The 22,033-nt window shown below is 69.4% G+C and carries 16 protein-coding genes; 7 read left to right on the forward strand and 9 right to left on the reverse strand.

Annotated elements, in window-relative coordinates:
• Positions 1-19 precede the first annotated feature (19 nt).
• From ABEA39_RS00745 to ABEA39_RS00755, 3 genes are all read right to left on the reverse strand, one after another.
• Positions 20-1,516 carry a hypothetical protein gene (locus tag ABEA39_RS00745; protein ID WP_345372069.1) on the reverse strand — a complete coding sequence of 499 codons (1,497 nt, stop codon included), beginning with the start codon at positions 1,514-1,516 and terminating at the stop codon, positions 20-22.
• A 36-nt stretch (positions 1,517-1,552) separates the two neighbouring features.
• Positions 1,553-2,920: an MFS transporter gene (locus ABEA39_RS00750; protein ID WP_345372070.1), complete on the reverse strand. Its 1,368-nt coding sequence runs from the start codon at positions 2,918-2,920 to the stop codon at positions 1,553-1,555.
• Between the two features lie 144 nt (positions 2,921-3,064).
• Positions 3,065-4,093, reverse strand: a complete 1,029-nt coding sequence (locus tag ABEA39_RS00755; protein ID WP_345372072.1) for a LacI family DNA-binding transcriptional regulator — start codon at positions 4,091-4,093, stop codon at positions 3,065-3,067.
• Positions 4,094-4,267: 174 nt separating this feature from the next.
• Between ABEA39_RS00755 and ABEA39_RS00760 the strand changes: the two genes are divergently transcribed.
• The 3 genes from ABEA39_RS00760 to ABEA39_RS00770 are packed head-to-tail and all read left to right on the forward strand — an operon-like array spanning position 4,268 to position 8,219.
• Positions 4,268-5,752, forward strand: a complete 1,485-nt coding sequence (locus tag ABEA39_RS00760; RefSeq protein WP_345372074.1) for an L-fucose/L-arabinose isomerase family protein — start codon at positions 4,268-4,270, stop codon at positions 5,750-5,752.
• Positions 5,749-7,203, forward strand: coding sequence for an L-fucose/L-arabinose isomerase family protein (locus ABEA39_RS00765; protein WP_345372076.1), 1,455 nt, complete (start codon positions 5,749-5,751; stop codon positions 7,201-7,203). The genes ABEA39_RS00760 and ABEA39_RS00765 overlap by 4 nt, the downstream gene beginning before the upstream one ends.
• Positions 7,200-8,219 carry an alcohol dehydrogenase catalytic domain-containing protein gene (locus ABEA39_RS00770; RefSeq protein WP_345372078.1) on the forward strand — a complete coding sequence of 340 codons (1,020 nt, stop codon included), beginning with the start codon at positions 7,200-7,202 and terminating at the stop codon, positions 8,217-8,219. The genes ABEA39_RS00765 and ABEA39_RS00770 overlap by 4 nt, the downstream gene beginning before the upstream one ends.
• Here the strand turns inward: ABEA39_RS00770 and ABEA39_RS00775 are convergent.
• From ABEA39_RS00775 to ABEA39_RS00790, 4 genes are all read right to left on the reverse strand, one after another.
• Positions 8,203-9,234, reverse strand: a complete 1,032-nt coding sequence (locus ABEA39_RS00775) for a hypothetical protein (RefSeq protein ID WP_345372080.1) — start codon at positions 9,232-9,234, stop codon at positions 8,203-8,205. The genes ABEA39_RS00770 and ABEA39_RS00775 overlap by 17 nt on opposite strands.
• The gene (locus tag ABEA39_RS00780; RefSeq protein WP_345372082.1) at positions 9,234-10,301 is read right to left on the reverse strand and encodes a zinc-dependent alcohol dehydrogenase family protein; all 1,068 of its coding nucleotides are present in this window, start codon (positions 10,299-10,301) and stop codon (positions 9,234-9,236) included. Before ABEA39_RS00780 ends, ABEA39_RS00775 begins: the two co-directional genes overlap by 1 nt.
• 47 nt (positions 10,302-10,348) lie before the next feature.
• Positions 10,349-13,654: a DUF5107 domain-containing protein gene (locus tag ABEA39_RS00785; protein ID WP_345372084.1), complete on the reverse strand. Its 3,306-nt coding sequence runs from the start codon at positions 13,652-13,654 to the stop codon at positions 10,349-10,351.
• 79 nt (positions 13,655-13,733) lie between these two features.
• On the reverse strand, positions 13,734-14,603 hold the full coding sequence (locus tag ABEA39_RS00790) for a helix-turn-helix domain-containing protein (protein WP_345372086.1): 870 nt from the start codon (positions 14,601-14,603) through the stop codon (positions 13,734-13,736).
• Between the two features lie 274 nt (positions 14,604-14,877).
• Here ABEA39_RS00790 and ABEA39_RS00795 point away from each other — a divergent pair, with 274 nt between their 5' ends.
• The 3 genes from ABEA39_RS00795 to ABEA39_RS00805 all read left to right on the forward strand — a co-directional run bounded on the left by ABEA39_RS00795 (position 14,878) and on the right by ABEA39_RS00805 (position 18,519).
• The gene (locus tag ABEA39_RS00795) at positions 14,878-15,894 is read left to right on the forward strand and encodes a substrate-binding domain-containing protein (RefSeq protein WP_345372088.1); all 1,017 of its coding nucleotides are present in this window, start codon (positions 14,878-14,880) and stop codon (positions 15,892-15,894) included.
• 61 nt (positions 15,895-15,955) lie between these two features.
• Complete coding sequence (locus ABEA39_RS00800) at positions 15,956-17,467, forward strand: sugar ABC transporter ATP-binding protein (RefSeq protein WP_345372090.1); 1,512 nt, start codon at positions 15,956-15,958, stop codon at positions 17,465-17,467.
• 26 nt (positions 17,468-17,493) lie between these two features.
• Positions 17,494-18,519 (forward strand): ABC transporter permease, encoded by a 1,026-nt coding sequence (locus ABEA39_RS00805; protein WP_345372092.1) that lies wholly within the window; start codon positions 17,494-17,496, stop codon positions 18,517-18,519.
• Positions 18,520-18,624: 105 nt separating this feature from the next.
• On the opposite strand, the gene ABEA39_RS00810 is transcribed toward ABEA39_RS00805, so the two are convergent.
• The gene (locus ABEA39_RS00810; protein ID WP_345372094.1) at positions 18,625-19,731 is read right to left on the reverse strand and encodes a Gfo/Idh/MocA family protein; all 1,107 of its coding nucleotides are present in this window, start codon (positions 19,729-19,731) and stop codon (positions 18,625-18,627) included.
• Entirely contained in the window at positions 19,728-20,549 is an 822-nt protein-coding gene (locus ABEA39_RS00815; protein ID WP_345372096.1) for a sugar phosphate isomerase/epimerase family protein, read from the reverse strand. The genes ABEA39_RS00810 and ABEA39_RS00815 overlap by 4 nt, the downstream gene beginning before the upstream one ends.
• 204 nt (positions 20,550-20,753) lie before the next feature.
• On the opposite strand from ABEA39_RS00815, the gene ABEA39_RS00820 reads away from it, so the two are divergent.
• Positions 20,754-22,031, forward strand: coding sequence for an MFS transporter (locus ABEA39_RS00820; RefSeq protein WP_345372098.1), 1,278 nt, complete (start codon positions 20,754-20,756; stop codon positions 22,029-22,031).
• Positions 22,032-22,033: the final 2 nt, after the last annotated feature.

The raw sequence follows: 22,033 nt of genomic DNA on the forward strand, positions 1-22,033 counted from the left end.
TTCGTGTGTCGCTACCGCGTCAGACGGTCGGCAGACGCAGGCACGCCACCGAGTACGGGGCGAGCTCGATCGTGTCCGAGTCGACGCCGGAACTGCGGATCGGCCCACCCGCGCTCTCCTCGTCGACCGTGCGGAGCGAGCCGCCGACGGCACCCGGCACCTCGGTGGTCACCGGCTCTCCCGTGCGGTTGACGAGCAGCACACGGCGCTCGCCGTCGTGGACGAACGGCAGCCGGTCGGGTACTCCGAGCGCGTCGCCCCGCCCGCCGGTCGCGGCGACGAGAGGGTCCGCGACGAGGACGTCGCCGGGCACCAGCGACTCGCGCAGGAGCTGCAGCACGCGGAAGCGCGCGTTCGGCTCGCCGGTGTTCCAGTCGACCATCGAGACGCTGGGGAACTGGCCGGGGTACCCCACGAGCTGCGACTCGCCGATCACGTCGATCTCGAGCTTCGTCAGTTCGACGACCAGGTGGGCGTAGAGCGCGCCGGCCAGGTTCCAGTACGCGTCGGGGAAGTCGGGTTCGCCCATTTCGGCGCCGTGGGCCGTCAACTCGTCTTCGGCCAGGATGATCCCGACCTCGTTGATCATGGTCTTCGTGGTCGGCGAGAGGCGCTTGCGGACCGACTCGATCCACCGGACGGTGGTGACGAAGCCGTCGGCCTGTGCGAACAGGCTGTGCTGCCACTCGTCGAAGGTCTCCGAGAGCGCGGGATGCGCGTAGAAGTGATACGAGATCCAGGCGATCGGGATCCCGTTCCGGTGGTTCGCGGGATCGAGGAAGTACTCGAAGTATTCCGGTGCGGCTCCCGGCCGCGCAAGGCCGAGGCCGACGAACTTCGTCTCGGGGCTGACGCGTCGGATCGCTTCGACGATGATGTCGTAGCGCTCGGTGTACGACTCCGGAGTCGTCTCGTGTTCGAAGTCGGCTTCGTTCAGCACCTCCCAGAAGGGCAGCTCGTAGTGGTGTCCCGACTCGTGCCAGACACCGTTCTCGTCGGTGAGGCCGCCCTTCGTGTACCACGACACGAGGCGCTCGAAGTAGTCGCCGAGCTGCTTGCCGGTGGGGTCGACGAGGTCGACGCCGAGGTTGTACGGGAAGAAGATCTCGCGAGGGTCGGCCGGGTAGTCGGGCTGCCCGTCGACGAACATCCAGCCGGGGATCGTCGAGAAGTTCAGGATGGGGTTGCGACCCTTCGTCGCCTCCAAGAAGTCGATCGTGGGCGGGTCGACGTGGGTGAAGTCCCACGACGTGCTCGTCGCGGTCGGCGGCTCGAGTTCGGCGACCGACTGGTGCGGGTAGGGGAACCAGGGCACGTAACGGACGTAGTCGGCGTCGAGCTCGCGGAACGCCGAGTAGGCGCCCTCGCGGACGGTCTCGCCGGGCATCAGCTTCTCGTTGACGACCACCTGCAGGGTGGCGGTGGTCTTCGAGACGCCGCTCTCGGCGTTCCAGTCGATGGTGACGCGGGGGATGAGCTGCGGAGCTCGCTTGCGGGTGAAGGTGTCGAGAGACATCGATGTCCTTTCGGGGTGGAGGAGTGCGGGGGTGGGTCAGCGGCCGGAGTGGCTGCGCTGACGACGGGGGACCTTGATCACGGGGACGACGCTCGAGATCGGCGAGGGGCCGGAGCCGCCCTCGAGCTCGGCGACGACCACGGCGGGGGCGTTCGGGATGAGACGACGGACGATGAACCCGCCGATGATCGACGAACCGGCGATGCAGACGACCAGCCCCCACAGGAGGACCGACGGGTTCCAGGCCAGCAGCGCCGGCGTGAAGAGCGCGACCACCGCGAAGACTCCGCGCGCGATGGCGTAGGTGAGGCCCTGGGCCGTTCCGCGGGTGTCCGGCGGGAAGAGCAGCTGAGACCAGACCTTGTAGTTGGCCTCACCGGCGAAGGCGTTCACGATGTTGTAGAGGATGTAGAAGATCAGCACGGCTCCGAGGATCGCGCCGGCCGAGACGGCGCCGATGGCGAAGGCGACGATCTGCAGGGCGGCGGCGATGAAGAAGATGCGGTCGCGCCACTTGGAGTCGGCGAATCGCACGAAGATCAGCGACGTGATGATCCCCAGCGGCACGACGGCGAGACCGATCGCGGTGGCGAGGGTCTGCGTCGCGCCGCTGACCGTGACCAGGAAGTAGGTGCCGAACTGCCCGAACGTGTTGGCGGCGATGCCCCAGAGCACGTAGAAGCCGAACGTGGCGATCATGGGGATCATGACCGAGCGGGTGAGCAGGTTCTTGAGCGAGATGCCCTTGACGACTTCGAGCCCCACGGTCTCGGCCACGGCCTGCTCCTGCTCGGAGCTGTGGTCTTCGAGCTTCAGGCGCGAACGCAGGATCCAGGTCGCGATCGCCACGACCGCCAACTGGCCGATCACGATCTTGGTGCCCGCGAAGCCCATCGTCGACGTGACCAGTCCGAGCCCGATCGCCACCAGGATCCCGATGGTCCACATCACTTGGGTGAAGCTGATCAGGCGACCACGGGCCCAGGTGGGCACGGCGTCGGAGACCACGGCCAACGACGTCGGGAGGTCGGCACCGGCCGCCAGCCCGGCGACGATGATGCCCACGAACAGCACGGCGGCGTTCGGGGCCAGGACGATGACGACGGCACCGATCGCGTAGAACGCGATGTCGAAGCCGTACACGAGGCGCCGACCGAAGACGTCGGCGAGACGGCCCCCGACGAGCGACCCGATGGCGATGCAGACGGTCAGGATGGCGCTCATGGATCCGAGCATCCAGACGGACAGGTGGTAGTGCGTCGCCCAGATCGCGAGCGACACGGAGACCCCGACGAGAATGCCGGAGTCGAGGTAGGAGGCCATTCCCGAGAGGGCGGCGACCCGCCAGTAGCGGCCGGGGATCTTCTGCCTCGCCCCGGGGGCGGTAGGTGCAACGGAACTCATTCGTGACTCCTTCGTCAGTCAGCCAGTTCGACCTTTCACCGCGACTGTAGGGTCATTTAAACGTTTAAGCAAGAGATGAGTTAAACGCTTAAGAATCAGTGGCCGATGACTGACCGCCGCACGGGGATCGAGAAGGACAGCCGTTCAGGGCGCCGAATCGCGCACGACGAGCGAGGGGCGGAACACGCTCGTCGAGTGGCGGTGCCCGGACTGCTCGCCCCGGATCTCGGCGACCAGCATCTCGACCGCGGCGTGGCCGAGGGCGTACTTCGGCTGCTCCACGGTGGTGAGCGGGATCGGCGCGTCGGCGGCGATGGCCAGGTCGCCGTAGCCCACCACGGCGACCTGCTCGGGCACCGAGACGCCGTGCTGGGTCAGGCCGCGGATGATGCCGATCGCGAGCTGGTCGTTCGTGCACAGGACGCCGCTCGGCAGGGGTGCTCCCGCCTCGGCGGCCGTCAGCAGGAGCCTCGCCACCCCGACGCCCGCCTCCGTCGTCATCTCGGTGACCTCGTACTCGACCAGGTCGTCGGGCTCGAGGCCTGCGGCCGACAGGGCCGCCCGCGCACCGCTGCGACGATCGATGCACTGGGGGATCGCATGAGAGCCGTTGACGAGGACGAAGTCGTCGCCGCGGGTGCTGAGCAGGTGCTGCGCGGCGAGGCGTCCGCCGGCCACGTCGTCGATGGAGGTGGAGCAGCCGTCGTCGGCCTCGCGGTCGATCAGGACCAGATGGGTGCCGAGGGATCGGAGGCGGGCGAGCCGCTTGGCGTCCGCCGTGATCGGCACGACCAGGGCGCCCGCGGCGCGCTGCTCGGCGAGCATCTCCAGCTGCGACAGCTCGCGCACCGGGTCGTCCTGGCTGTTGCAGAGGATGACGCCCAGGCGTTGTTCGTCGGCCGCGGCGGCCACCCCCTTGGCGATCTCCGAGTAGAACGGGTTGGTGATGTCGGGCACCACGAGGCCGATCAGGCGGTTCGTGCCGGTGCGGAGCGAGGCCGCCGTGGTGTTCGGGACGAAGTCCAGTCGCTCGATGACGGAGAGGACTCGAGCCCGAGTGGCGGCGGCCACGATCTCGGGCCGGTTGAGCGTGTTCGAGACGGTCGCCGTCGAGACGCCGGCCTCTCGGGCGACGGCGGCCAGCCCGACTCGCGGAGGGGGGTTTCGTTCCATCGGTGCCTCGCCGTCATCTAATCGTTCCAAGACGATAGCAGTCGGCCGAGTGCCGGTTCTCCGAGGATCGCCGGGGCGTGCATCCCACGTTTCGGCTCTTGCTCTTGAATCGTTTAAAGAACCGCGCTACCGTTCCAACCACAGCAGATCCTCCCAACGAAGGGCAAGACGACGGTGTCTTCAGTTCCAGCCTCCCCGTCCGGATTCGCGGGGCTCCCCCCGCGCCGGGCGACTCCCACGAAACTCGGCCTCGTCGCGGGAGGCCTCGGCGCGTACTGGCCGCAGTTCCCGCAGCTCCTTCCGCAGTTGCAGGAGTCGACGGCCTACGTCACCCAGCGGTTCCAGACGATGGACGCCGAGGTGGTCGACGTCGGTTTCGTCTCCGACGCGCAGGAGGCGGCCGCGGCGGCCGAGACCCTCCGAGTGGCCGACCCCGACCTCGTCGTCATCTTCCTGACGACCTATCTCACGTCGTCGATGATCCTGCCGATCGCTCAGAAGGTGGCCGCGCCGATCCTCGTGATCGACCTGCAGCCCACCGAGAAGATGGACCACGCGACCTTCACGACGGGGGAGTGGCTCGCCTACTGCGGCCAGTGCTCCGTGCCCGAGGTCGGCAACCTGTTCCGGCGGGCCGGCGTCGAGTTCCGCTCGGTGACCGGCCATCTGCGCGAAGACCGCGCGTGGGAGCGCATCGAGCGCTGGGTGCTCGCCGCCGGCGTCCGGGCGCGGTTCCGGGGTGCCCGTCACGGGCTCCTGGGGCACCTCTACCCGGGGATGCTCGACGTCGCCACCGACCTGACTCGCGTCTCGACCACGTTCGGCTCGCACGTCGAGGTGCTGGAGCCCGACGACCTCCGGGTGCGGGTCGAGCAGGTCACGGCCGAGGAGACCGCCGCGCGCAAGGAACTCGCGCGGTCGATCTTCACCGTCGACGACAGCGTCGACGAGGGCGACTTCGACTGGGCCGCGCAGGTCTCGGTCGGGCTCGACCGGCTCGTCGACGACTTCCAGCTCGACTCGCTCGCCTACTACCACCGCGGTCTCGCGGGAGAGATCCACGAGCGCCTCGGGGCCGGGTTCATCCTCGGATCCTCGCTGCTCACCGCGCGGGGGATCCCGGCCGCGGGCGAGTACGAACTCCGCAACAGCCTGGCGATGCTGATCAGCGACGCCATCGGGGCGGGCGGCTCGTTCACCGAGATCCAGGGCATCAACTTCGACGACGGGGTGGTCGAGATGGGCCACGACGGTCCGGCGCACCTCGCGATCAGCAACGAGCGGCCGATCCTGCGTGGCCTCGGCGTCTTCCACGGCAAGCGCGGCTACGGCGTCAGCGTCGAGTTCGACGTGCAGCCCGGCCCCGTCACGACCCTCGGTCTCGGGCAGGAGCGCGACGGCAGCTACGTCCTCGTCGCCTCGGAGGGCACCGTCGTTCCCGGCCCGCTGCTGCAGATCGGCAACACCACCTCGCGCGTCGACTTCGGCTGCCACCCCGGCGAATGGGTCGACGTGTGGAGCGCGACCGGGGTCGACCACCACTGGGCGCTCTCGGTCGGGCACAACGCTCAGACCTTCCGGGCCGCGGCGAACCTGCTCGGCGTCCCCTTCCGCGAGGTGCGGGGCACGCAGGTGCTCGAGGGCGGGATCCTGCTGTGAGCGGTGAACGACCGCTGCGGACACCGCCTGCTCCGCTGGAGCGCGTTGCCGTGGAGGCGCCCCGCATCGGGGTCGTCGCAGGCGGGCTCGGCGCCTACTGGCCGCAGTTCGACGGCCTCCTCGATCAGGTGGAGCGGACGAACGAGGAGATCCGCTCGCGTCTCGGATCCCTCGGGGCCGAGGTCGTCGACTTCGGCCTCGTCTCCGACGTGCCCCAGGGGGCCGAGGCCGCCCGACGCATTAAGGGGTCCGACCTCGATCTGCTCCTCGTGCTGGTCTCCACGTACATGACGTCCGGCCAGATCCTTCCCGTTCTGCGCGACGTCGCCGTGCCGATCGTGCTCGTGTCGTTGCAGCCGTCGCCGAAGATGGACCACGCGACGTTCGGCACCGGGGAGTGGCTCGCCTACGCCGGGTCCGCGGGGCTTCCCGAGATCGGAGTCGCGCTCGAGCGTCTCGGCAAGCCCGTGCGCGCCGTCGCCGGTCACGTCGACGACGAGCGCGCGTGGGGGAGGATCGGCTCGTTCGTCGCCGTCGCCCGCACCACGAGGCTGCTCCGGTCGGCCCGCCACGGGATGATGGGCCACCTGTACCCGGGGATGTACGACATCGCCAGCAACCTCACCTCGGTGCTTGCGACCCTCGGCGGTCATGTCGAGGTGCTCGAGTACGACGATCTCCGGGTCCGCTACGAGGCCGTGACCGACGACGAGGTCGATGCCGTGGTGCGGACGGTCGACGCGACTTTCCAGCGCGCCGAGGGGGCCGACGAAGAGAACGTCCGGTTCCAGGCGCGCGTCTCGGCGGCCCTCGACCGGCTTGTCGCCGACAAGGCGCTCGACACCCTGGCCTACTTCCACTTCGGCCAGCCGAGCGACATCTACTACCGGCTGGCCTCCGGGTTCCCGATCGGCGCCACGCTGCTCTCGAGCCGAGGCGTCCCCACCGTGACCGAGTTCGAACTCCGGGCCGCGATCGCGATGCTCATCACCGGGGCGCTGGGCGGCGGCGGGAGCCTGACCGAGGGCCAGGCCCTCGACTTCGAAGCGGGTGTCGTCGAACTCGGCCACAACGACGCCGCCGACATGGCGATCACCGACTCGGTGCCGACCCTCCGCAGCCTGGCCGTCTTCCACGGCAAGGGCGGAGGCGGCGTCTCGATCGAGTGCGGCATCGCGCTCGGTCCGGTCACGCAGTTCTCCATCGGCGAGCTCGGCAACGGCCGCCTGAAGTTCATCGTCTCGGAGGGCACGGCCGTCGACGGTCCGCACATCCGGATCGGCAACACGACGACTCGGGTCGACTTCGGCTGCGACCCCGGGCTCTGGACCGAGCGCTGGGCCATGTCGGGCTCGACGCACCACTGGGCGATGGCGCGCGGACACCTCGCCGACGACATCGAACTCCTCGCCGCCCTCCTCGGGGCCGACTTCGAACGGGTACAGCCATGACCGACCTCCCCACGACCATGCGAGCCTGGGTCCTCCACGGCAAGGAGGACATGCGACTCGAAGAGCGCCCCGTTCCGTCGGCCGGCCCGGGCGAAGTCCTCCTCCGCATCGGATCCGTGGGGGTCTGCGGTTCCGACAAGCACTTCTACTTCGAGGGCCGCGCCTCGAGCGACGTCATCTCCGAACCCGTCGTGCTGGGCCACGAGTTCGGCGGCACCATCGTGGCCGTCGGCCGGGGAATCGACGTCGCCCGCGTCGGCCGGCGGGTGTCGGTCGAGCCGCTGGTGCCCGACTGGACCTCCCGCGAGGCGCGCGAGGGCCGCTACAACATCGACCCGTCGCAGCGCTTCTTCGGTGTCCCCGACCTCGACGGGGCCCTCCAGGAGTACCTCGCCGTCCCGGCCGAGAACGCGCACGACATCCCCGACTCGATCTCGGACGACGCCGCGGCGATGGTCGAGACGATCTCGGTCGCCCTGAACGGCATCGAGAAGGCCGACCTCGCCATGGGCGCGCGGGTGCTCGTGGCCGGCGGCGGACCCGTGGGGCTGTTCGTGCTGCAGCTCGCGCGGGCGAAGGGGGCCGGGCGCATCGTGCTGGTGGAGCCGCAGGATGCGCGGCGCGAGACCGCGCGCGGCCTCGGTGCCGAGACGGTCGCCGACCTGACGGCCGCAGGAGACGACTACGACGTCTTCATCGACTGCACCGGCGTCGCCTCGGTGCGCCACGACGGCTGCCTGACGGTCCGTCCGGGCGGACGGGTCGTGTTCATCGGAGTGGGTGCACAGGACGCCAGCGTGCCCATGCCGGCCGTCATCGAGCGCGAGGTCACCATCCACGGTGTCATGCGCTACGCGTTCACGTGGCCCAAGGTCATCGCCATGCTCGAGGCGGGCCTCCTCGACGCCGACGGGCTCGTCTCACGAACGCTCCCCTTCGGTGATGCCCTGGACGCCTGGACGGCGCCGCTGCCCACCGAGGTCAAGACGATGATCCGGGTCACCGAAGCGGGCTGACCGCCCCCGCTCCGTCGATCCGGTCGATCGTCCAGGTGACGAGGAGCTCGCTCGTGGCGCCCGGCGCCAGCGTGCGGAGCGGCCCGAGCACCTCCAGCTCGGCGACGTGCGCATCCGGGTGCAGATCGCCGAGCGAGGCGATGGGCTCCGCGGTGGGACGCTGCAGCCACACTTCGGTGCGGCAGCCGCCGTCCGGGTAGACGGCGCCCTCCTCGGCCGATGCCCGGAGCCTGAGCCCGAGCCCGGACGGGCGTCGGTACGACACCCCGCCGCTGCCTCCGGTCGAGCCGTGCTTCGTGACGCCGCGGCCGGTGGCGAGCTCGACCCCGGCCGTCGTCTCGGTGGCGAGGGCGTCGCCTTCGTAGACGCCGAGGTCGAGCAGGTCGCCGAGGCGTGCGCCGTCGATCGACACCGTGCCGCCCGGCGCCGTGTCGACCTGGCAGACCTCCCACGACGACCACCGCACCGGACGGTCGACGACGTTCGCGAACGCGATGCGTTCGGTGAAGACGACGGGGGTGGAGGGTGCCGGATCGGCGAAGGCGAACGTCCGGGTGATGCGGAGCCCCGACCGGGGATCGTCCGGGCTCGTCAGGACGAGGGTGCCGCCCGTGATGCGCGCGGTCCAGGCGCCGCTGTCGAGCACCTGGTCGGGAGGGCCCGCCCACTCGTCGGGGCCGCTCCAGCCCTGGGGAGCCGGCCAGGTCTTGGACCCGCCGACGTTCGCCCAGGTGCCCATGCCGCCGTCGCCGAGCGGCCACCGATCGACCGGCAGGACGGCCGAGCCGTCCGGGCCGACGAGCCGCGGGTTCTGCCAGAGCAGTTCTTCGGCGCCAGCGCGGAGAGCGAGCAGGCGCCCTCCGCGCGACGGGGCGAAGACGGCCGTGATCGGGCCGATCGGCGTCGGACCCCCGCCGGTCGCCCCGACCTCGACCACCCGCACCTCGGCCGCCCCGACCTCGACCACCAGCAGGGGGAGGTCCGTCGATCCGGCCTCCCGGATCGTCACCGGCATCAGCGGACGGGCGCGCCGTCGGGGATCAGCACGACCTTGCCCTCGGCGCCGGCCGCCGCGAGACGGTAGCCCTCGTCGGCGTCGAGCAGCCCGAGCGTGTGCGAGACCACGATCTCGGGGTGCAGGCCTTCGGCAGCGAGCATCCTCGTGACGTCCTCCATGCCCTGGAGCGACGTCACCCACGACGCGGTGAGGGTGAGCTGCTTGTGGAGCAGGGCGTCCGAGACCTCGGTCTCGAGACGGCCGCCCTCACCGATGAGTCCGACACGGCCCCATTCGGCAGCGGCCTCGACGGCGGTCGAGCGACCGGGCGTCGTGCCCGAGCAGTCGACCGCCACCTGGCAGCCGACACCGTCGGTCAGCGCGAGGATGTTCGCGACGGCGTCGGAGTCGGCGAGCACGATGTCGTCGACGAGGCCGGTGGAACGCACGAACTCGATCCGCTCCGGGCTGCGCTCGACGCCGATGACGCGGCGGGCGCCCAGCAGCTTGCCGAGCATTGCGGCGGCGAGTCCCACCGGCCCGAGGCCCACGACGAGGAGGTCTTCGCCGCCGTGGATGCCCGTACGTCGGAGCCCCTCGTACGCGGTGCCGAAGCCGCACGCGATGAGGGCGCCGTCGACGAAGGTCAGGTCGCCCAGCAGGGGGATGCACGTGGACTCGTCGACGAGGACGAACTCCGCGTGCCCGCCGTCGCGCTGCCACCCGTACGACGCCTTGTGCGGCTGGTCGGTGCAGCTGATGAAGTAGCCGGAGCGGCAGTTGCGACAGCGGCCGCAGCCCTGGATGTGGTAGACGATCACGTCGTCGCCGACGCCGAACCGGGTGACTCCCGTCCCGGCCGCCACGATGCGTCCGCTCGGCTCGTGCCCCGCGACCACGCCCTTGTAGGCGGGCGCTCCGTCGAGGCCCTTGTGCGTCTTGTAGCCGCGGTAGATGAAGCCGATGTCGCTGCCGCAGATGCCGGAGGCACCCACCTGGACGAGCACCTGGCCGGGGCCGGGCTCGGGCTTCGGGAACTCTTTGACGACCGCGGTCTCGTCGCCGGGGAGGAACACTCCGTGCATGGAGAAGCCTTTCTGAGGGGGCCCGGAGGGGCCGATGGAAGGGGAGATCAGAGGGCCGACGACGCCGCTTCGGCGACGAGGTCGCCGTGCAGCGCTCGGAGTCGATCGAGGCGCCGGTCGCGTTCGACGGCGGGGTCGTCGTGGAACAGCAGAAGGGTCGGCAGGGAGGTGGCGAAGAAGTCGATCTCGGCGGGCCGGGCGGCCTCGTCGTCGATCCACTGCGCCAGCGCCGCGGTCGCCGAGTCCGCCTCGGCCGCTCGCCCGAGACGCCGCAGCGCCGAGATGGCGGCCACGCTTCGCTCGGTGAAGGCGGCCGTGGCCATGTCCGAGAAGTCGCCCTGCGCTCGGGCCGCCGTCTCCCAGGCCTCGCGGGCCTCGTCGGTGCGCTCCGCGCGATCGAGAGCGTCGCCGAGAGCCAGGTGCAGATCGGCCGTGGTGGCCAAAGGGTGGCGGGCTTCGCCGAGACTGCGCGGGGGATGCAGGGCGCTCGAGACGAACGCGATGGCCTCGGCCGGATCGTCGTCCGCCAGCGCGAGCCGGGCGAGATCCAGGGCGACGGCGTCCCAGGCCGACAGCACGACACCCTCGCCGCCCTCCCACGGCTGGAACCGGCGGGCCCGCAGCTCTGCGACGGCCTCCTGCGAGCGACCCTCGCGGGTCAGGAGCCGGGCCCGCTCGACGCTCAGGTCGTCGCGTTCCTGGACGAGATCGAGGCGTTCCTCGAGGATCCGCAGTCGGTCGGCCGAGTCCACGCCCCTGCGCGCAGCCAGCTGGTCGCTCTCGAAGAGCAGCCGGGCATCGTCCGGCATCGCGAGGCGAGCTGCTTCGAAATGCGCCGCGGCCGACTCGGGATCGTGCTGCACGTTGTAGGCGGCGATGCCGAGATTGCGTTCGAGCAGCGCCCGCAGCGGCGCGTCCGAGGTCCGTTCACGACCGACTGTCTCGTGGAGGGCCGTCGTCCACGCGTCGATCGCGTCGGCGTAGCGGCCTCGAGCGAAGTACCAGCTCCCGAGCATCGCTCGCACCACGGGTTCGCCGTCGAATGCGGCGATGCGCACCAGGGCGTCCACGTCGTCGAGACGGGAGGGGAGGGAGTTCGTCGCGTCGTCGGTCGCCCGGGCGATGCGAGCGCGGGCAGCCGCCTCGTCGCCGTGGGCGAGGTCGAGAGCGGCCGCGTGGAAGGCGGCCAGGGGTCCGACGTTGACCTGTCCGGCGGCTCGGCGGGGCGCGGCCTCGACGGCCGCGTCGAACAGGCGCTGGGCGGCTGCGTCGTCGCCGATCGACCGGTACTCGAGCGCCACGTCGAGGAGCGTGGGAGCGTCGTCCGTCGGTGCGAGCCCGGCGAGGTCGCGGGCCCAGTGGTCGAGCGGGTCGAACGCCAGGGTCTCTCGAAGCACCTGTTCGGCCTCCTCCTCGCGTCCGAGGCGACGCAGCAGAACGGTCACGACGTCGCGCCCCTGGAGGTGCTCGGCATCGCGCCGGACGACCTGACGGGCGTGGTCGAGGGCGGTCGCCGGGTCGACGACGGCGAGGCTCCGTGCGAGCGCCAGGTGGGCCGGGATCGCCTGGGCGGCGTTCCAGGTGGCCTTCCCCCAGGCGGCTCGCGCCTCGTCCTCGCGGCCGGCACGCCGAAGCGCGAGCCCGAGGCGGTAGTGCGCCTCGCCGTCGCCCGGGTTCGGCGCCCAGAGGGTCTCGCGGGCGATGGCCCGACGGAAGTGGGCGATCGCCTCGTCGTACCGGGCCTCCTCGTAGCGGAGGGATCCGAGAGCCACGTTCGAGCGGACGTCCGACGCGTCGCGGGTGAGCGCCTCGGCCCAGTAGGGCTCCGGAGACCGAGTCGCGTGCCGGTACTGCTGGAGATAGGTGGCGACGAGGTGGAGTTCCTCGACCGTGTCCACCTCGGCCGGGGCCGGGGGAGCGACGGCCGGTGCGGGGGCAGCCGCCTCTTCGTCGGCGGCTCGCCAGGAGTGCTCGACGAGCACCGTTCCGCGGTGTTCGACCCGGACCCGGAGGGTCGTGAGGTCGACCGGTTGCGGGCTCGTCCAGTCGACGACGACCGGGGCGCCGGGCGCGAGATCGCGGACCAGTCGATCGAGCACGGCACCGTCGGCCCCGACGAACTCGATCGTGCTGCCCGGCGCGGGCATCGAGGGGGAGACTCCCACCCGGAGTGTCGCCGCGTCCAGCACGTCGACGCGGATCGCCGCCTCGCGGGTGGCCTGCATGGCCGGGCCGATCTCGGAGATCGGGTACCAGAACTGGCTGAAGGTCTTGGTCTCGCCCGGGGCGAGGAAAGAGAAGTCCGGCTGGTTGTCGGTGAACACGCCGGCCATCAGCTCGACGTACGGTCCGTCGGTGTCGGTGAGGTTCGCATCCCACGCGTGCCCGAAGGGGGCGTTGCCCCAGGTCCACTGCTTCTTGCCCGGCGCGATGGACCGGTCGGCCCAGTGCACGAAACCCGCCTGCCGGGAGTGGTCGTAGCCGCCGAAGAAGGAGTCCTCGGAGGCGGTCACCATGTACGACGTGGGCACCGGGATGTTGCGGTACCAGTCGAGACGGTCGGCGTCGGGATGCTCGGAGTCGACCCTCGACGGATAGTCGACGCCGTAGTACAGCCCCTCGACCTGCGGGAACGTGACGACCGCGCGCTTGGCGTGGTCGGCCACGTGGTGCACGTCGCCGGGGAAGAACGATTGGTAGCCGTCGCCGACCGCTGCCGCGACGTTGGCCCACCAGAGGAACGTCCGGGTCTGCTCCGACCGGTTGAAGAGCCGGACGCGGGCCTCGACGGCCGAGGAGTCGGGGCGGAGGCGGATGCCGTGCATCCCCTTCATGCGGTCGAAAGGATCGTGGTCGGAGCACCAGACGGTCACGCTGCCGTCGTCGTCGCGCTCGATCGAGACGTCGGTGGGCAGGTAGGTGGCCGGACGGTGGTGCTGGGGCCAGTTGAACTCGACTCCGCCGGAGATCCAGGGGCCGGTCAGCCCGACCAGGGCGGGCTTGATGACGTTGTTGCGGTAGAAGATGTCGTAGTCGGTCGACTTGTCATAGGCGATGTGGATCCGGCCGCCGAGCTCGGGGAGGATCACCACGCGCATCCACTCGTTCTCGAGGTGGACGGCCTGCCAGAGGTGCGGGTGCTTCTCGGAGGCGATGCGCTCGTGGAACGGGAGCGGGAACACCTTGCCCGAGGACCCCTGGTAGACGCGGTTGTCGAGGAACTGCGGGTACCGGTCGGGAGCGGCCGGCTCGTAGGTGTCGATCTCGATCGGTTCGGACCACGCCTTGACCGGGAGGGGCGCCTGATCCGCAGGGGGACGGGGGAGGTCGATCGACGACTCTTCGCTGAGCATGCCGCAATCGTAGGAAGGCCGGACGGGTGCCGGGAACGACCATTCGCGTGGAGAACCTGGACGAAACGACGACGAGACGTCATCCCTTCGCCTTGGCCCGGTAGCGGAGCGGTGTCGTCCCGTTGACGAGTTTGAACTGCCGGGAGAAGTAGAAGGGGTCGGCGTAGCCCACCTGCTCGCTGATGGTCGACACCGGGGCGTCGGTCGTGTCCAGCAGCTCGCGGGCTCGCGCCATCCGCAGCTGGGTCTGGTACTTCAAAGGGCTCGTGCCCGTGTGGCGGCGGAACAGGGCGGCGAAGTGCGAGGGGCTCAGGAGGGCCACGGCGGCGAGGTCGGAGATCGACAGGGTCTCGGCGAAGTTGCGGCGGATGTGGTCGCGAGCGAGATCGATGGACGAGACGCGGGGGGTGTCGGGGGGACGTTCCGACGCCAGGAGGGCCAGGCAGTGCCAGGCGGCGCCGGAAGCCGCGAGCTGGCTCATGGCGGTCTGGTCGTGCTCGAGCGCCCGCACGACGTCGTCGAGGAGCTCGCTGATCCGGAACGGGTCGCGGAGGCGGCGGACGGGGGTCGCGTCGACGTCGAGCCTCGCGGCGGCGATGAGTTCGTCGAGGTCGGCGCCGGCGACGTGCATGAACCACAGGGTCCACGGGTCGTCCTGGTCGGCGCCGTACTCGTGGGGTGCGCCCGGCGGGATCAGGAGGGCCTGGCCCGGCTCGACGTCGTAGGTCGTCCGGCCGATGGTGCACCAGCCGCGGCCCCGGGTGCAGACGATCACGATGAGCTGGCCGAGGCCGACCTGGCGACTCATGCCGTGGGATCGCGCCTGCGGGAAGTAGCCCGCGTCGGTGACGAGCAGGTGCGAGGTCGCGGGCCGGGACAGGGCGAGATCCACCTGCGGCCAGGGCAGCACGCGGAGGCGTTGGCCGGGGAAGCCCTCTTCTTTGAGCACGACGACAGCATGGGCCGCGTTCGTCGTTTTGTCCAGATTGACCCGAGGATCCGCCCTTCACGGAGTTTGTGGGAGTGCTTAGCCTTGAGCAAGAGAAAGCGGCATTAATCGTTTAAATTTACGGCGCGCTTTTCTTGACGGTCGCGGCTGATCGCCCATAAGGTGTCGCCGTGTCCGTGATTTATACGTTTTAGATGAAACCGTCGACACCCCCTCGACGCACAACCACACACAGCAGGTTCGATGCTCCGGCGTCGGCCAGGAAGAGGTCAAAGTGGATCTCAAGAAGAACAAGAGAGTGATCGCCGCCGTTGCACTGGCGGCGGCGACGATCAGCATCCTCGCGGCGTGTTCCGGCAGCGGCACGGCCTCGAGCGGAGCCTCCTCGAAGAACATCACGGTCGGGGCCATCTACCTCGACACGCAGGGCTTCTACGGCGGAGTCCAGAAGGGCGTGCAGGACGGCGCCACGGAGAACGGCAAGTCGGTCAAGATCCTCGAGTCGAACGCGCAGGACGACGCCTCGAAAGAGAGCACGTTCATGAACACGTACATCTCGGCGAACGTGAACGCGATCCTCCTCTCGGCGGCCTCCGGGCAGAGCTCGATCCCCGCGATCAAGCAGGCCTCGAACGCCGGCATCCCGGTGATCTGCTACAACACCTGCATCGCCAGCGCCTCGGCGTCGAAGTACGTCTACTCGTACATCTACGGCGACCCGGTCAAGTTCGGCGAGCAGATCGGCGAGGCCGCGGCCAAGTACTTCATCGCCAACAAGATCACCTCGCCGCAGATCGGCGTGCTCAACTGCGAGTTCGTCCAGGTCTGCGTGCAGCGTCGTCAGGGCTTCGAGAACGTGCTGAAGAAGCAGGTCCCCGGCTACAAGATCGTCGCGAACCAGCTCGCGACCGACCCGACCAAGTCGATCGACACGGCCACGAACATCCTCACCGCGCACCCCGACCTCGACGCCTTCTTCGGCGAATCGGGCGGAGCCACGATCGGTGGCGTGAAGAGCGTCGAACAGAACAACCGCGTCGGCAAGACCGTCGTCTTCGGTTCCGACATGACGACCGACCTCGCCAACGCCCTCGTCGAGGGCACCGTTCTGAAGGCCGAGGTCGACGTCTCCGGCCAGGCCGTCGGCAAGCTCGCCATCAAGGCGGCCATCGACGCCACCAACGGCAAGAAGAAGCCGTCGAACATCAACGTCGCCGCTCCGATCGACCTCTACACGGGGAGCGAAGACGGCAAGAAGTGGCTCGCGGCCCACGCCAACGGAATCCCGTGATCGACTGACCCTTCGACTCGACGGCGACACCACTCACGATGAAGTGCAGGGAGACACGACTATGTCCACCACGGACGCAGCCACCGAATTCGTAGCGGACGTCCGCGACGTCTCGAAGCAGTACCCGAACGTCCAGGCGCTCTCCCGGGCGGACTTCCAAGTCCGCCCGGGGGAGGTCCGGGCGCTCCTCGGCAAGAACGGGGCGGGCAAGTCGACGATGATCCGGCTGCTGTCGGGGGCCGAGGCTCCCGACAGCGGCGAGGTCTACCTCGGCGGCACCCTCCTCGGCTCCGGCGGCATCGACGGTGCCCGTGCCCTCGGGGTCCGGACGGTCTATCAGGAGCTCTCGCTGATCCCGTCCATGACGATCGCCGAGAACATGTTCATGGGTCGGTGGCTCCGGAACGGCACGGGGATCGACTACCGAGCCATGGCCGCCGAGACCGAGAGGGCGCTCGACCGGCTCGGGCTCTCGTTCCGGCCTCAGCAGACGGTCTCCGAGCTCGGCATCGCCGACCAGCAGATGATCGAGATCGCCCGAGCCCTCAAGGACGACTTGAAGCTCCTCATCCTCGACGAGCCGACGAGCTCGCTCTCGGCGAGCGAGGTCACCCGCGTCCTGGCGGTCGTCGACCAGCTCTCCCGCGAGGGGGTCTCGGTCGTCTACGTCAGCCACCGCCTCAGCGAGATCCGCCGAGTCGCCTCCACGGCGTCCGTCATGCGCGACGGCCGCCTGATCGACACCCGGCCCATCGGCGAGCTGTCGACCCAGGAGGTCGTGCAGATGATGCTCGGCGACGCGGCCGGCGAGATGGACCCCATCGACCAGGCGCCGCCCGGCGACGGCGCCGTCATGGTGTCGGTCTCGGGCCTCGCCTTCGAACCCAAGCTCAAACGGGTCGACCTCGATCTGCGAGCGGGTGAGGTGGTGGGGATCGCCGGGATCCTCGGATCCGGACGCACCGAACTGCTCCAGGCCATCGCCGGCATCACGACTCCGGACTCCGGCTCGATCGTGGTCGACGGTGTCGACCTGGCGGGCAAGGGCAACGCCCGGGCGCTCAAGCACGGAATCGGCCTCACTCCCGAGAACCGCAAGGAGGACGGCATCTTCCCCCTGCTCGGGATCGACGAGAACATCGTCGTCTCCGACTGGAAGTCGGTCAGCGTCTCGGGTGTGCTCAGCCCCCGGAAGATCACCACGGCGGCTCGCAAGATCGTCGCCCAGATGTCGATCAAGTCGTCGTCCACCCACGACGAGCTCGCCACGTTGAGCGGCGGGAACCAGCAGAAGGCCGTCATCGGCCGCTGGCTGCACGCCGACAGCAAGATCCTTTTGCTCGACGAGCCGACCCGCGGCGTCGACATCGAGGCCAAGGCGCAGATCTACGGGATCATCCGCGAGCTCGCCGCCTCCGGCCGGGTCGTTGTCTTCGTCTCGAGCGAACTCGAAGAGCTGCCCGCGGTCTGCGACCGGGTCTTCGTGCTCCGCGGCGGCGAGATCGTCGAAGAGTTCGTCGCTCCCCAGATATCCACCGACACCCTCCTGGCCACGGCCATGGCAGAACATTGAGCAACGGCTCAGGAAGAGGACGCACCATGCCTTCCAAGACCTTGGCTCCGGCCGGTCCCACCACCGCTCCCCGTGACAAGGGCCCGCGGATCCGCTTCCAGTTCGGACCGCAGCAGATCAACATCGTCGGCCTGGTCGTCGGCATCGTCGTGCTCTACGTCGTGCTGTCGATCGTCGCACCGAACTTCGGCACGACCCGGAACGCCTTCAGCATCCTCCAGTCGGCGGCGGACGTCGGGACCATCGCCTGGGCGGGCACCCTCGTCATCGTCGCGGGCGAGATCGACATCAGCGTCGGCCCGGCCGTGGCGTTCTGGTCCGTCATGCTCGCCGAGATGGCGGGCCCCTGGCACCTCGGCATCGGCCTCGCCGTCGTCCTCACCCTGGTCGGCGGTGCCGTGATCGGCGCGTTCGCCGGCTGGTTGCGCGCCCGGTTCGGAGTGCCGTCGTTCGTGGTGACGCTCGGCCTCTGGCTCGCCCTCCGAGGGCAGGCGGAGTTCATGACCAACGCTCTGCCGGTGCCGATCAACGACAGCAACTTCCTCGACTTCCTCGGCGGCACGCTCCCCGGCGGCATCCCCGTCAACGCGGTGCTGATGCTGATCCTGTTCGTGATCTACCTGTTCATCTCCCGCCGGACCCGCTTCGGCCGCTCGGTCTTCGCGGTCGGCGGCAACGCCAAGGCGGCGCTCCTCAGCGGCATCAAGGTCTCCCGTGTGCGGATCCTGGTCTTCGTCGGCACCGGCCTCCTCTCGGCCGTCGTCGGCATCGTCACCGCGGGGCGCCTGTCGGGCGGCAACGCGACCGCCGCCTCCGGGCTGGAGTTCGACGTGATCGCGGCCATCGTGGTCGGCGGCACCTCGCTCTCGGGCGGCCGCGGCTCGATGCTCGGCACCCTGCTCGGCGTGCTGTTCATCGCCATCATCGGCAACGGCCTGATCCTGCTCGGCGTGAACCCGTTCTTCCAGAGCGTGGTGAGCGGCGTGATCATCGTCGGTGCGGTGCTGGTGAACCTCGCCCTGTCGCGGCGCGGGTCGAAGGACATGGTCTAGCGGGGCCCACGCACGAACACCCCTGTCCGGCACGAACACCCCTCCTAGGAGAGGTGGTCGTGCCGGACAGGGGTGTTTCGGTGCGGGAGGCGTGCGACCGCCGGGCTACAGCGTGCGCGCCGCCGGGTCGAACGACGCCTCGAGCGGCTCCGGCTTCGTGATCGAGCTGGCCACCGTGACGGAGTCGCCTGACGCGGCGGAGTCGCGGATCGCGAGGAGCACGTCGAGCACGTGGGATGCGATGGCGCCGGTCGCCCGTTCGGGGGTGCCGGAGCGGATCGAACGCGCCAGGTCGACGATGCCGGTGCCGCGGCCCCAGGTGGAGCCCTCGGCCGCGATCGTCGTCGGCTCGGCCTCGCCGAAACGCCACAGCTTCGAGTCGCCCTCGAAGGTGTTCGGGTCGGGCAGCACGAGCGTGCCGTCGGTGCCGGTGATCTCCACGAAGCCGGCCCGGGGGAGCGCCTGCTGGAAGCTGAACGTCGACGCCGCCGACTGCCCCGCTTCGAACGAGATCAGCGCCGCGTGGTGCGTCGGCACCTCGACCGGGAACTCGGTACCGGCGCGGGGGCCCGAGCCGATCACCCGGGTCTCGTGCGACTTCGACGAGACCGCCTGCACTCGCTCGGCCGAGCCGAACGCGTGCACGAGGGTGGTGACGTAGTACGGGCCCATGTCGAACAGCGGGCCGGCGCCGTAGGCGAAGAGGAACTCCGGGTCCGGGTGCCACGAGTTCGGGCCGGGAACCTGGAAGAGGGTCGTCGCCGTGAGGGGTTCGCCGATGTCGCCGCGAGCGATCGCGCGGAGGGCCGTCTGGATGCCGGCGCCGAGCACGGTGTCGGGGGCGCACGCGACCCGGACGCCCGCATCCGACGCCGCCTTCAGCAGCGATGCCGCGTCGTCGGCCTCGAGGGCCAGGGGCTTCTCGCTCCAGACGCTCTTGCCGGCCGCGATGACCTGCCGGCCGACCTCGGCGTGCGAGGCCGGGAGCGTCAGGTTGACGACGATCTCGATCTCGTCGATGGCGAGGAGCTCGTCGACCGTGCCCCAGCCCGGGATGCCGTACTTCGTGGCGGCGGCCTCGGCGCGCTCCGCGATGAGGTCGGCGACGAAGAGGACGCGGACGTCCTCGAACTTCGTCAGGTTGTCGAAGTACTGCGTGGAGATGTTGCCGGCACCGATGAATCCGATGCCGACGGGGCCGGTCGCCGTCATGCGGCGGGCTCGGCGACGGTGTCGTTCTCGCGCAGCCAGGCGAACGAGCCGGCGATGCCCTCGAAGACGTCTCCGGCGTAGCCGTCGAACTCGACGACACGGAGGGCCTGGGGGGCCGCGGCGAGGATGCCCGCGACGTCGACGTCGCCGCTTCCAGCCGGGACCTGCAGCTTGAAGGCGGCCATGAGCTCGTCGGGGACGACGAGAGCGCTGTCGCTCGAGGGGAGGGCGTCGGCGATGTCGCCGGAGACCTGGCCGTCCTTGACGTGGATGAACTGGACGCGGTCGCCGAGCTCCTTCAGGAGCTCGACGGTGTTCGCGCCTCCGACGGTCGACCAGAAGGTGTCGAGCTCGAGGACGACCTCGGGAGCGAGATCATCGACGAAGAGGTGGTAGATCGAGCGCCCGTCGACCTTGTTGCCGAACTCCCACTGGTGGTTGTGGTAGCCGAAGCGCAGGCCGAAGCCCTTCGCCTGCACGCTGAGCTCGTTGACGCGCTCGGCGATGCGCGCGGCGTCGTCGGCGGTCTGCCAGCGGTCGGAGGGGATGAACGGGTCGATGACGGTCTCGATGCCGAGCGTGACCGCGGCTTCGAAGATCTCGGTCGGGTTCGCCGAGTCGATCACAGCAGCGTGACCGGACGGGGCGGAGAGGCCGGAGGCCTTGAGGGCCGCCGCGTAGGCCGAGGCCTGCTCGACGAAGGCGTACGGCTCGACCCGGGTGAAGCCGATCGCGGCGACGCGGTCGATCGCACCGGCGAGGTCGTCGGCGATGGCGTCCCTCACTGTGTAGAGCTGGACGGACGGTTCGTTGGCCATGTGAACTCCTGGTTCGAGACTTCTGTTGAAGATCGGGCAAAAGTCGCGCTATCGGCGACGGAACGACCCTATGCCCGATCGCGGGTCCGGTGCAAAGGAACGAGAAATGTTCGGACGACGTCTTGCGACAACGGCGCCGGAGCGTTACCGTCACGAATAGCAACCGTTGGTTGGTATTCACCCGAGATGGCCCAAGGAGGCGTCATGTCCTCATCAGAGACGATGAAAACGAACGAACCACTCACGCAGGCGGTGAGTACGGTGAAGGTCTCGAAGGCCTACCTCTGGGGCCTCGGTCTCGCGCAACTCGGTCTGTTCATCGCGCTCCTGTCGCCGGTGTACGTGAGCATGCAGCTCAAGGCCCAGGCGCTCGACCCGTCGAACGCCACGTCGATCATCGGGGCGGTCCTGCCGATCGGTGCTCTGGGAGCGCTCTTCGCCAACCCGCTGGCCGGTGCCCTCTCCGACCGCACGCGCACCCGGTGGGGCCGTCGGCGCCCCTGGCTGATCGGCGGCACGGTGGGCCTCCTGGTCGGCCTCGCCATCGTGGCCTACGCGCCGAACACGTTCACCATGGCGATCGGCTGGCTGGTCTGCCAGGTGGCGGCCAACGCGACGCTGTCCACGCTGACCGCGAGCTTCGCCGACAACGTGCCCGAATTCCAGCGCGGTCGGGCATCCACCGTCATCGCCTTGGCGCAGAACGGCGCCGTGCTCTTCGGCACCTACCTGGCCGTGCTGTTCGCGTTCAACCTTCCGGTGCTGTTCATCGCTCCCGGTGTGCTGGCCATCATCCTCGTGGTCGTCTACACGATCGTCTGCCGCGACGAGCTGCCCACGGTGCCGATCAAGCGGTTCACGTTCCTCAACATCATCGGTTCGTTCTGGACCAACCCGATCAAGAACCAGGACTTCGCGTGGGCCTGGTGGTCGCGCTTCTTGATCATCTTCTCCACCTTCATGTTCACCACCTACCGGCTGTTCTACATGCAGCACCAGATCGGACTGAAGACGCAGTCGGCCACCGAAGCGGTCGCGTTCGGTGTCCTCCTCTACACGATCGCTCTCGTCGTCAGCGCCTCCTTCTCGGGTCCGCTCTCCGACCGTCTACACCAGCGCAAGATCTTCGTCGGGGGATCCACGTTCCTCACCGCGGTCGGGCTCGTGCTCCTCGCCCACACCTCGACCCTCGGCTGGTTCTACGTGGCCGAGATCATCATGGGCTTCGCATACGGCATCTACTCGTCGATCGACAACGCCCTCGTCGTGGACGTGCTGCCGAACGCCGACAAGCCGGGCAAGGACCTCGGCGTCATCAACATCGCCAACGCCCTGCCGCAGTCGCTGGCTCCCGCCTTCGCCGCTCTGCTCCTCGGCATCGGCAGCGCAACCGGCACGAACTACACGCTCATGCTCTGGGGTGCCGGCATCGCCGCGGTGATCGGTGCGCTCTGCGTGATCCCGATCAAGAAGGTGCGCTAGCT

Source organism: Frondihabitans cladoniiphilus (assembly GCF_039544345.1).
Lineage (GTDB): Bacteria > Actinomycetota > Actinomycetes > Actinomycetales > Microbacteriaceae > Frondihabitans > Frondihabitans cladoniiphilus.

Coding starts and splice junctions, on each gene's coding strand:
- ABEA39_RS00805 (WP_345372092.1), top strand. CDS start 17,494: ATGCCTTCCAAGACCTTGGCTCCGGCCGGTCCCACCACCGCTCCCCGT.
- ABEA39_RS00785 (WP_345372084.1), bottom strand. CDS start 13,654: ATGCTCAGCGAAGAGTCGTCGATCGACCTCCCCCGTCCCCCTGCGGAT.
- ABEA39_RS00820 (WP_345372098.1), top strand. CDS start 20,754: ATGTCCTCATCAGAGACGATGAAAACGAACGAACCACTCACGCAGGCG.
- ABEA39_RS00800 (WP_345372090.1), top strand. CDS start 15,956: ATGTCCACCACGGACGCAGCCACCGAATTCGTAGCGGACGTCCGCGAC.
- ABEA39_RS00775 (WP_345372080.1), bottom strand. CDS start 9,234: ATGCCGGTGACGATCCGGGAGGCCGGATCGACGGACCTCCCCCTGCTG.
- ABEA39_RS00745 (WP_345372069.1), bottom strand. CDS start 1,516: ATGTCTCTCGACACCTTCACCCGCAAGCGAGCTCCGCAGCTCATCCCC.
- ABEA39_RS00810 (WP_345372094.1), bottom strand. CDS start 19,731: ATGACGGCGACCGGCCCCGTCGGCATCGGATTCATCGGTGCCGGCAAC.
- ABEA39_RS00780 (WP_345372082.1), bottom strand. CDS start 10,301: ATGCACGGAGTGTTCCTCCCCGGCGACGAGACCGCGGTCGTCAAAGAG.
- ABEA39_RS00755 (WP_345372072.1), bottom strand. CDS start 4,093: ATGGAACGAAACCCCCCTCCGCGAGTCGGGCTGGCCGCCGTCGCCCGA.
- ABEA39_RS00750 (WP_345372070.1), bottom strand. CDS start 2,920: ATGAGTTCCGTTGCACCTACCGCCCCCGGGGCGAGGCAGAAGATCCCC.
- ABEA39_RS00815 (WP_345372096.1), bottom strand. CDS start 20,549: ATGGCCAACGAACCGTCCGTCCAGCTCTACACAGTGAGGGACGCCATC.
- ABEA39_RS00770 (WP_345372078.1), top strand. CDS start 7,200: ATGACCGACCTCCCCACGACCATGCGAGCCTGGGTCCTCCACGGCAAG.